Origin of the sequence: Shewanella sp., assembly GCF_041630135.1 — a bacterium.
Classification (GTDB): Bacteria; Pseudomonadota; Gammaproteobacteria; order Enterobacterales; family Shewanellaceae; genus Shewanella.
On record NZ_JBFKLW010000094.1, the window covers coordinates 1 to 10777 of the forward strand.

Annotated in this window: 10 protein-coding genes; 9 read left to right on the top strand and 1 reads right to left on the bottom strand. The window is 54.0% G+C overall.

What is annotated here, in order from left to right:
• The 7 genes from gltB to ABYK60_RS17625 form a co-directional block, all read left to right on the top strand.
• Positions 1 to 1945: glutamate synthase large subunit (gene gltB, locus ABYK60_RS17595; RefSeq protein ID WP_372873304.1), on the top strand; the 1945-nt coding region annotated here is incomplete at its 5' end.
• Between the two features lie 6 nt (positions 1946 to 1951).
• Positions 1952 to 3370 carry an FAD-dependent oxidoreductase gene (locus tag ABYK60_RS17600; RefSeq protein ID WP_372873305.1) on the top strand — a complete coding sequence of 473 codons (1419 nt, stop codon included), beginning with the start codon at positions 1952 to 1954 and terminating at the stop codon, positions 3368 to 3370.
• A 132-nt stretch (positions 3371 to 3502) separates the two neighbouring features.
• The gene (locus ABYK60_RS17605; RefSeq protein WP_372873306.1) at positions 3503 to 4195 is read left to right on the top strand and encodes a 5'-methylthioadenosine/adenosylhomocysteine nucleosidase; all 693 of its coding nucleotides are present in this window, start codon (positions 3503 to 3505) and stop codon (positions 4193 to 4195) included.
• Positions 4195 to 5184, top strand: coding sequence for a cobalamin biosynthesis protein (locus tag ABYK60_RS17610; RefSeq protein ID WP_372873307.1), 990 nt, complete (start codon positions 4195 to 4197; stop codon positions 5182 to 5184). Before ABYK60_RS17605 ends, ABYK60_RS17610 begins: the two co-directional genes overlap by 1 nt.
• Positions 5185 to 5256: 72 nt before the next feature.
• A complete protein-coding gene (locus tag ABYK60_RS17615) occupies positions 5257 to 5646 on the top strand; it encodes a DUF2721 domain-containing protein (RefSeq protein ID WP_372873308.1) in 390 nt (129 codons plus the stop codon).
• Positions 5643 to 6266, top strand: coding sequence for a trimeric intracellular cation channel family protein (locus ABYK60_RS17620; RefSeq protein ID WP_372873309.1), 624 nt, complete (start codon positions 5643 to 5645; stop codon positions 6264 to 6266). The genes ABYK60_RS17615 and ABYK60_RS17620 overlap by 4 nt, the downstream gene beginning before the upstream one ends.
• A 30-nt stretch (positions 6267 to 6296) precedes the next feature.
• On the top strand, positions 6297 to 6743 hold the full coding sequence (locus ABYK60_RS17625; RefSeq protein WP_372873313.1) for a nuclear transport factor 2 family protein: 447 nt from the start codon (positions 6297 to 6299) through the stop codon (positions 6741 to 6743).
• 74 nt (positions 6744 to 6817) lie between these two features.
• Here the strand turns inward: ABYK60_RS17625 and tyrS are convergent, their stop codons facing one another.
• A complete protein-coding gene (gene tyrS, locus ABYK60_RS17630) occupies positions 6818 to 8014 on the bottom strand; it encodes a tyrosine--tRNA ligase (protein ID WP_372873310.1) in 1197 nt (398 codons plus the stop codon).
• Positions 8015 to 8141: 127 nt separating this feature from the next.
• Between tyrS and ABYK60_RS17635 the strand changes: the two genes are divergently transcribed.
• Both ABYK60_RS17635 and ABYK60_RS17640 read left to right on the top strand, forming a co-directional pair.
• Positions 8142 to 9539 (top strand): peptidoglycan DD-metalloendopeptidase family protein, encoded by a 1398-nt coding sequence (locus ABYK60_RS17635; RefSeq protein WP_372873311.1) that lies wholly within the window; start codon positions 8142 to 8144, stop codon positions 9537 to 9539.
• Positions 9536 to 10645, top strand: coding sequence for an anhydro-N-acetylmuramic acid kinase (locus tag ABYK60_RS17640; RefSeq protein WP_372873312.1), 1110 nt, complete (start codon positions 9536 to 9538; stop codon positions 10643 to 10645). Before ABYK60_RS17635 ends, ABYK60_RS17640 begins: the two co-directional genes overlap by 4 nt.
• The last annotated feature ends 132 nt before the right edge of the window (positions 10646 to 10777 follow it).

Here is a 10777-nt window from a genome sequence, read left to right on the forward strand (position 1 = left end):
AAAAGGTACAGACGCCGCCATTGAACTGGCCAAGGTAGAAGAAGCCAAGGCACTGTATCCACGCTTTGACAGCGCCGCCATGAGTATTGGCGCTCTGAGTCCGGAAGCCCACGAGGCGCTGGCCATTGCCATGAACCGCCTGGGCGGCCGCTCCAACTCAGGTGAAGGCGGTGAAGATCCACGCCGCTTCGGCACCGAGAAAAACTCTGCCATCAAGCAGATTGCTTCTGGTCGCTTTGGTGTCACCGCCCACTATCTGGTTAACGCCGAAGTGCTGCAAATCAAGGTGGCTCAAGGCGCCAAGCCCGGCGAAGGCGGCCAGTTGCCCGGCCATAAGGTGAGTGTTGAGATTGCCGGCCTGCGGTATGCACGCCCCGGTGTGACCCTGATTTCGCCGCCGCCACACCACGACATTTATTCGATTGAAGATCTGGCGCAGCTGATTTTCGATTTGAAGCAAATCAATCCCAAGGCGCTGGTGAGCGTGAAGCTGGTGTCTGAACCCGGCATCGGCACCATTGCCACCGGTGTCGCCAAGGCGTACGCCGATATGATCACCGTATCCGGCTATGACGGCGGCACGGGCGCCAGCCCCATCACCTCGGTGAAATATGCCGGCTCCCCCTGGGAACTGGGTCTGGCAGAAGTACATCAATCTCTGGTGGAAAACGGCCTGAGACACAAAATTCGCCTGCAGGTGGATGGTGGTCTCAAGACAGGAACAGACGTTATCAAGGCGGCGCTGCTGGGCGCCGAGAGCTTCGGTTTCGGCACTGTGCCCATGATCGCCCTTGGCTGTAAGTACCTGCGAATTTGCCACCTGAACAACTGTGCCACCGGCGTGGCGACTCAGGACAAGAACCTGCGGGACAACCACTACCACGGCCTGCCCGAGCGGGTAATGACCTACTTCGAGTTCGTGGCCGAGGAAGTGCGTGAGTGGATGGCCAGGCTGGGCGTAAGCCGCTTTGAAGATCTGGTGGGCCGCAGCGAATGGCTGCAGGCGCTTCAGGGCGAGACCGAGAAGCAACATGGTCTGGACCTGTCTCCTATCCTGTATCAGCCCGATGTGCGCGAAGGCTCGGCCCGCACCTGGCTGGAAACCAACCCGCCCGCCGACAATGGCGAGCTGAACCAGCGTCTGGTGAAAGATGCCGAAGCGGCAGTGGCCGCTGGCGAGAGCTTCAGCGCAGCCTATAGCATCAACAACACCGACCGTTCTGTGGGCGCAACCCTGTCGGGCGTTATCGCCAGCCAGTGGGGCCTCGGTGGTGCCAAGGCACCCATCAGCCTGTCCTTTAACGGCACTGCCGGTCAGAGCTTCGGGGTGTGGAACGCCCCCGGCCTTGAAATGAGTCTGTGCGGCGATGCCAACGACTACGTGGGCAAAGGCATGTCAGGCGGAAAGCTGTCTATCTATCCGCCTATTGGCAGCGCCTTCCAGAGCGAACGCACCGCCATTGTGGGTAACACCTGCCTCTATGGCGCAACCGGCGGCAAGTTCTTCGCAGCAGGTCAGGCGGGCGAGCGTTTCGGCGTGCGAAACTCAGGCGCTGTCGCCGTGGTTGAAGGACTCGGAGACAACGGCTGCGAATACATGACCGGCGGCATAGTGGTTGTGCTTGGCAAGACGGGGGTGAACTTCGGTGCGGGTATGACCGGTGGTTTTGCCTACGTATTCGACCAGTTTGGCCGCTTCAACCGTCGGGTAAATACCGAGATGGTGGACACTCAGAAGGTGGAGTCGGTTATCCATCAGAAGCACCTGCGGGGCCTTATTGAAGAGCACGTAAAAGAAACCGGCAGTGAGCACGCCAGAGCCATCCTCAGCGACTTTAACAACTGGCTTGATTGCTTCGTGCTGGTGAAACCCAAGAACGTGGCGGTGGCCGACTTGCTCAAGCTGGAAAAGCCAAACCCTGAACTGGCAGTAAAAGCGGGATAATGCACTATGAGTAACGATTTTCAGTTCATTGAAGTGGGCCGCAAGGATCCATCCAAGCAACCAATCAAGTTGCGCTCTACACAGTTTATTGAAATTTATCAGCCTTTTACTCAAGGCCAGGTAAATGAACAGGCGGACCGTTGCCTCGATTGCGGCAACCCTTACTGTGAATGGAAGTGCCCGCTGCACAACTACATTCCCAACTGGCTGAAGCTCGCCAAGCAGGGACGCATTATGGAAGCGGCGGATCTGGTGCATGAAACCAACACACTGCCCGAAATTTGCGGCCGGGTCTGCCCTCAGGACAGACTCTGTGAAGGCGCCTGTACCCTGAACGATGACTTCGGCGCCGTGACCATCGGCAATGTGGAAAAGTACATCACCGACACCGCCATCGCTCAGGGCTGGCGCCCGGATATGAGCAAGGTCACTCCTCGCCCTGAGAAGGTCGCCATTGTCGGTGCCGGTCCTGCCGGTCTTGGCTGCGCCGATATTCTCGCCCGCAACGGCATCAAGGCGGTGGTGTTCGACAAGTATCCGCAGATCGGTGGCCTGCTGACCTACGGCATCCCCTCGTTCAAGCTGGATAAATCGGTGATGCAAACCCGCCGTCAGGTACTCGAAGGCATGGGGATCGAGTTTCGTTTGGGGGTCACAGTTGGCAAAGACATCGCCTTCAGTGACTTGCTGAAAGACTTTGACGCCGTATTCCTTGGCATGGGCACCTACAGCGCCATGAAGGCTGGTCTGCCCGGTGAAGACGCCGACGGCGTGCTGCAGGCACTGCCCTACCTTATCGGTAACACCATGGAACTGCTGGGCCAGCAAAGCGAGCATAACCCCTACATCAACCTCGCCGGTAAAAAAGTGGTGGTGCTTGGTGGCGGCGACACGGCCATGGACTGCGTGCGCACCGCTGTGCGCCAGGGCGCAAGCCAGGTAATCTGCGCCTATCGTCGCGACGAACAAAACATGCCCGGCTCCCGCCGCGAGGTGCAAAATGCCCGCGAAGAAGGGGTAAACTTCCTGTTTAACCGCCAGCCAGTGGCCATCAAGACCGAGAACGGCAAGGTGGTGGGCATCGAATGCGTGGAAACCCAAATGGGCGAAGCCGATGCCAATGGCCGCCGCAGCGCCGAGCCCATCCCCGGCAGCGAGCAGCTGCTTGAGGCCGATGCCATCATCATCGCTTTTGGCTTCCAGCCAAGCCCTGCGCCCTGGTTTGCCGACTTTGGCATCCAGCTCGATGATAAAGGCCGGGTCAAAGCGCCCAAGTTGGCCGATACCCCATTCCAAACCAGTAACCCCAAGGTGTTTGCCGGCGGCGATATGGTGCGCGGCTCTGATCTGGTGGTAACCGCCATCGCCGAAGGCCGCGAGGCGGCGCTGGGGATCCTCAACTTCCTGGAGACGGCAACTGCCTGAACCGGCACCCTTTGCTTGTGTCCTGCGCATCCGAAAGGTCTTCCTTAGGATGCGCTTTTTTTGAGCCTGTAAACCGGTCATACCTGTGTGGTATATTGGCAGCCATTCTCTATACACGCTCAAAGGCAAGTTATGAAAATCGGTATTATCGGCGCCATGGAGCCGGAAGTTGCCCACCTGATCGCGGCACTCAATTCCCCCAAGTCCAGCACCCTGGCCGGCATCGAGTTCACCGAGGGTGAACTGCACGGCAAACAGGTTATTGTGACCCGCTCCGGCATCGGCAAAGTTGCTGCGGCGCTCGCCACCACCCTGCTTATCGACAAGTTTGCACCTGATTTTGTTATCAATACCGGCTCTGCCGGTGGCTTTGTTGACAGCCTGACCATTGGTGATGTGGTGATTGCCAGCGAAGTGCGCTACCACGATGTGGACGTCACCGCCTTCGGTTATGAAATCGGTCAAATGGCCCAGCAGCCAGCCGCATTCGTCAGTGACGCCCGCCTGGTCAATGCCGCCAAGGCCGCCGTTGCCAGCCTCGGTGAAGTGAAAACCATTGAAGGCCTTATCTGCACCGGCGACAGTTTTATCTGCGACCCAGTGCGTACCGCTAAAATGCGCGCAGACTTTCCCACCATGGCCGCCTGTGAAATGGAAGGTGCCGCCATCGGCCAGATTTGTCATCAATTCGGCACCCCTTTTGTGGTGATCCGCTCGCTGTCTGACAATGCCAACAATGACAGTCCGGTGGATTTCGACTCATACCTGGTAAAAGCAGGACATCATTCCGCCCTGATGGTCATGGCGCTTATCGAGGGTCTTTAATGACCAACGGCCAGTTTGTAAACCAGCTTATTGCACTGGATGGAGCCTTGTTTGAGGGCTTTCTTATCCTGTTGTGCGCCCTGCCGCTGGCCAGACTGGCTCCCCTGCCCCGGGAAATGCAGCCGCTGGCCTGGTTTGGCTTTTTAGCCAAAGAGCTGGCCAAAAAGGTCAATCACCCTGAACGTGGTTCGAGACAACAGATAATTGCCGGGATGATGGCCGCTCTTCTGTTAGTATTGCCATTCTGGCTGATTGTGGTTTTTTTGCTGGATATGGCTGCGTTTCCGTGGTTTTTTGAATTCCTTATCCTCTATTTATGTTTATCTGACGCCAGTTTTGCCCAGGTTGCCGAGGAAGTGCAGCGCGCACTGGTTCATGGCAATAAAGAACAAGCCAAAAAACTCTTGGGGCAATACCTTTCAAGGGATACGGTTGAGCTGTCAGAAACGGGTATCGCCAAGGCCACCATTGAAAAACTGGTCACGGCTCCGATATATGGCACTGCTTCAACAGTGTTTTTCTTTGCCCTCGCCGGCGCTCCCATGGTGCTTTTGGTGAGAATGCTTAAACAGTTAGAATTGGCCTGGCCACCAATTGCACCAAAGTATCGATATTTTTGCTTACCCATCAATATATTGGTTTCCATATTCTTATATGTTCCATCCTGGCTTTGGAGTCTGACCCTTGCGATTCAGGGTGGCCCTGCCGGTATGGCAGCGCTGTTCAGACACAGGCGGTGGCAGCCTCTCTCTAATGCAATTCGAAGTGCCTATGTCGCTGCAACTGTACTGAAGATTGAACTGGGCGGCCCCCAAAAACATCAAGGTAGTCGCATTGAAATAGAACGAGTAGGCACAGGCCAATTACCCACAGCCAAAAACATCGGTGCCGCCATTCGGCTTTCCAACCGTGCATGTTTTACCTGGTTTTTATTTCTCCTTCTTATGCCCGTCATCTGGGCTGTGCTCAGGTATTTGCAAACACTGTAAAATGATTTATCAGGCATTATAATGATGAGCCTGCGGCCACTGCCGATTTCTACGCAATAACGGACATTTACCTTGTTAGAAAATCTTCATATATCGTTAACGACGCCCGCCCTGTTGTTCCCGGCTATCTCGCTGCTGCTGCTGGCATACACCAATCGATTCTTTTCTCTGGCAGCACTTATCCGCAGCCTCTCCAGCGGTGACAAACCAGTACACAAAAGCCAAATTGAAAACCTGAAGAAACGCATCGTAATCATTCGGCGAATGCAGGAAGCAGGAGTATCCAGCTTTGCGCTGTGCGTGCTGTGCATGATTTTCATTTATGTCGGCATGAATAAAACCGGTTCATTGATCTTTGGGGCCAGCCTGCTGTTGCTGCTTTATTCGCTGATCCTGTCGGTAATTGAAATACGCATCTCTGTGGATGCTCTGAACATCCATCTGAAAGACATGAGCAAATGAGCTGGATTTACTTTTTCGACCTCTGTGGAACCGCCGTATTTGCCCTTACCGGTGCACTGGCCGCCGGACGCCATCGCATGGATCCTTTTGGTGTCACTGTGCTTGCCGCAGTGACCGCCGTAGGAGGAGGCACCATCCGCGACGCTATTATCGGCGCTACACCCGTGTTTTGGCTTCGGGATCCCAACTACGTCATAGTGATCCTCGCCACTGTACTCTTCACCCTTATTTTTATCCGCCGTCCCCGTAAGGTACCCCAATATACCCTGCCCATCGCCGATGCACTCGGACTGGCACTTTTTACCGTGATTGGTGCTCAAAAGGCGCTCAGCCTGGGCCTAAACGGCATGTCGGCCGTTATCATGGGCTTGATTACCGGCGTAGGTGGCGGCATTATCCGAGATGTGCTTTGTCGCCAAATTCCTATGGTGCTGCGCACAGAAATCTACGCGACAGCGTCTATTTTAGGCGGTATAGCCTATACCCTGTGCCTGCAACTTGGCATGAACGCCAAAACAGCCATGCTGTTATCCATGTTCAGCGCACTGGTGCTGCGATTGGCAGCAATACGATGGCACCTGTCATTACCTGCATTTGACCTGAAAACCAAGAGAGACTGACGTTTGCGAAAAATTGGGTTATTGCTGTGGATGTTTTGCTTCGGAGCCAGTGCCAACACTGGCGAAATGCCTCGGGAGCAACAAATGGCAGTAAACTACATTCAGGCACTTACCGAGCACGATTACAATAAGCTTGCCAGCTTTTACAACCGTGACAGTGTGTTTCAAGACCGTACCGCCGGACGCAAGTACAAAGGTGGCCGTTTTATTATTGAATTTTTCGAACGTGCCCATGCTGGCGTATTGGAGTACAGCTTCAATATTGAACACATGTACAACTCGGGCTCATTGGTAGTGATGATTGGCAACTATCGTTTTAAAGGCCCCGGTGAACAATTTGGCAAACCGGGAAAAATCATTGATGTTGCTGTACCAGCCGTCACTTCTCTTAGGCTGGATATGCGCAACCACCGAGTAACCGAACACACAGATCTTGTCGATTATCAAACCATGGCAGACCAATTGTCGGGGCAATAATCCCTGTGCTGTCATAAAAACGGGCGCATAGTGCGCCCGTTTTTTTATCAGTGTTTGCTTTATTGATGCAGTGCTCAGCTCAGGGTAACTTTGGCAAACTTGCGCTTACCCACCTGAAAGATGGCGCTGTGGCCCTGCTCGAACACCTGTTTGGTGTCGTCAAGCTTTTCGCCATCCATCTTCACCGCACCCTGCTTAATCATACGCATGGCATCAGAGGTTGACCCCACCAGCCCGGCTTCTTTGAGCAAATTGGCAATGGCCATACCTTCACCGGCTTCCAGCGTCACCTCTTCGATATCCTCTGGCATGGCGCCTTTCTGGAAACGATCGATAAAGTTCTGATGCGCCTTGTCGGCAGCATCCTGGTCGTGGAAACGGGCAATGATTTCCTTGGCAAGTTCAATCTTAACGTCGCGCGGGTTGGCACCGTTTTCCACGTTGGCCTTGAACTGCTGAATTTCACCCAGCGGGCGGAACGACAACAGCTCGAAGTAGCGCCACATCAGCTCATCGGAGATAGACATGATTTTACCGAACATTTCGTCCGGTGCTTCGCTTACGCCAATGTAGTTGTGGGCCGACTTGGACATCTTCTTCACGCCGTCCAGGCCTTCCAGCAACGGCATCATGATAACAGTCTGGGGCTTCTGGCCTTCGGCCTTTTGCAACTCACGGCCCATCAGCAGGTTGAACTTCTGGTCGGTACCACCAAGCTCTACATCGGCCTGCAGTGCAACCGAGTCCCAACCCTGCAGCAGCGGATACATAAACTCATGAATAGCAATCGGCTGGCCGCTGCCGTAACGCTTTTTAAAGTCGTCACGCTCAAGCATACGGGCAACAGTCTGGTGCGAGGCCAGACGGATCATCCCGGCAGCGCCCAGTTTTTCCAGCCAGCTGGAGTTAAACTCGATGCGGGTCTTGGCCGGATCCAAAATCTTATATACCTGTTCTTTGTAGGTCTCGGCGTTGGCCAGAACCTGCTCACGGGTCAGCGGCGGACGGGTACTGTTTTTACCACTTGGATCGCCAACCATGCCGGTAAAGTCACCAATCAGGAAGATCACCTCATGGCCCAGCTCCTGGAACAGGCGCAGCTTGTTGAGAATGACCGTATGGCCCAGATGGATATCGGGAGCGGTTGGGTCGGCACCCAGCTTCACCCGAAGCGGACGGCCTTCCTTCAGTTTTTCCAGCAGATCCGCCTCAAGCAGGATCTCATCTGTGCCCCGTTTAATTTCTGCTAATACCTGGTCCAAATCAGCCATGTTGGCAGCTACCTCTGTCAGTATCCGAATTCAATCAAAGAGACTTATGTTACTTGTTAGCCTGAGCAAATGAAAGTGTGTACACTAGGCTCAGTTTACAGAGTCAGGGAATTGGTACCCGGGTCAAATGACAAAGGTTATTACGCTTTTAAAGCTGCTCCCCAAAAAGCATCAAATCATACTCAGCATTCTTGTACTGTTTACTACAGTAACGCTTTTTTTTCCTTCGGAAGAAGCCGAAGCCTCACGCCAAACCCTTGATGTTCAATCCAATGAACTGAAATTTACCCAACCATTATCTCAGCGGGTTCCCACGCCACCCGCCGGAGAAGCTTCTGAACTGGATATAGGCGCCCCCAATGGCGAAAGCCAGCCGGAAGCAAGTAACCAACCTGAGTCTGCTTTAAAAAACCTCGGAGCCGCTCTCGAAGTAGAACACTTTGAAGTGGCCAGGGGCGATACCCTGGCCGCACTGTTTCAACGAGCAGGACTCAGCAGTCGGGATGTATATGAAATTACCCGCCTGCCAGAGGCCGAAAAGAATTTGCTAAAAATCATGCCCGGTGAAGAAATCGTGATAGCTAAGGACGAACTGGGGCAACTGGTAAAACTCAGTTACCGTATTGACGCTATCACCACCCTGATGATTGCCAAAAACGACGCCGGTTACAGCGAAACTCTGGAAGTCAAGCAGCTGACCAGTCGCACCGATTTTGCCCAGGGCAATATTCGCAGCAACTTCTGGAATGCCGCCGTAGATGCCGGACTGAACGCCGGACAAATTATGGATTTGGCCACCGTCTTTGGCTGGGATATCGACTTCGCCCAGGATCTGCAAAAGGGCGACAGTTTTGCCCTGCTGTATGAAAAGCATTATGCCGACGGTGAGTTTGTAAGAAATGGTGCCATTCTGGCCGCTGAGTTTGTTAATGATGGACGCCGCTATACCGCCATACGCTACGATGATGGCAACTACTATTCCGAATCAGGCCAGAGTATGCGCAAGGCGTTTTTGCGCTCGCCGGTGGATTTCAAATACGTCAGTTCCAACTTCAATCCCAAGCGTCTGCACCCGGTTACCGGTCAGGTCAAAGCGCACCGGGGTGTTGATTATGTAGCGGCCATAGGCACGCCAATCAAATCTGCCGGTTCGGGGAAAGTGGTTGAAGCGGGCTACAATCAATATAACGGTAACTATGTATTTGTGCGCCACAATGGCACCTACACCACCAAATACCTGCATCTGAACAAACGCAAGGTGAAAAAAGGTGATTCGGTGAAACAAGGGCAGATCATCGGTACGCTGGGCAAAACCGGCCGGGTAACAGGCGCGCACCTGCATTATGAATTTATCGTCAATGGTGTACATCGCAATCCCCGAACGGTGGATTTGCCCAAGGCCGAATCAATCGGTCAAAAGGAACTCGGCAAATTTTCCCGCATCAGCAAGGACTTGATGGCACAAATTGCTTTTAACAAGCAGCAGCAACTGGCCATGGCACCCGAGGTAACTGAACTACAATGACCCAATCCCTGTTTATCGGACTCATGTCCGGCACCAGTATGGACGGTGTTGACGCTGTTCTGGTAGATTTTGCCAGCCCTCAACCACAGCTTGTTGCTACTCACACTGAACCTTATCCGGTTCATTTACTCAAGGGGTTACAGCGGCTGTGCCAGCCTGGACAGGATGAAATCAACCGGCTTGGCCGGCTCGATCGCAGTGTAGGCAGCCTGTTTGCCACTGCGGTGAATAACCTACTGGCAAAGGCGGGGGTGGATAAAAGCCAGGTTGTCGCCGTCGGCAGTCACGGGCAAACAGTCCGTCACATGCCCAACCTCGAAGTGGGCTTTACCCTGCAAATTGGCGATCCCAATACCATAGCTGCCGAAACAGGTATTGATGTGATTGCCGATTTTCGCCGCAAAGACATCGCTCTTGGTGGCCAGGGGGCACCCTTGGTACCGGCATTCCATCAACAGGTGTTTGCCAAAGAAGGCGAGTGTCGTGTCATACTCAACATTGGTGGCATAGCCAATATCACCTGGTTACCGGGCAATGCCGACGCGGTGCTGGGATTCGATACCGGCCCGGGCAATACACTGATTGATGCTTGGATCCAACAGGTGAAAGAACTCCCCTTCGATGCCGATGGCGAATTTGCCCAAAGCGGTACAACCAACGAAAAGCTGCTTAAACAACTGCTGTCGCACCCTTATTTTGCGCTGTCTCACCCCAAGAGTACCGGCCGTGAATTATTTAACGGCGCCTGGCTTGAGCAACAATTGGAAGATTTTGCCAATCTGGATGAGGCCGATATCCAATCAACGCTGCTGGATTTAACCTGTCGCAGTATCGCTCAGGACATTTACAAGCTGTCTTGGGAAGGTGAGCTCTTTGTCTGTGGTGGTGGCGCCCTCAATGGAGCCCTCATGCGCCGGCTTGCAGCCCTGCTGCCTGGCTACAGCATAGCAACCACATCAGCATTAGGAGTAGATCCCAAGTGGGTTGAGGGAATAGCTTTTGCCTGGCTTGCCGCACGGCATCATTTGGGGTTACCGGCAAACCTGCCAGCCGTAACAGGTGCCAGTCGAGAAGCGGTACTGGGAGCCCGTTTCCCGGCCGCATGAGGGGCGCGCTCCTGCCAGGATTAAGCTTCATAAAAGATCTGATGGCGGATGTAATTGTTGGGATGCCTTATTACAAGGCATTCCTCCCCCCACTGCCAATACGCAATACTGTCTGTTCCTGTCCCTGTTCCC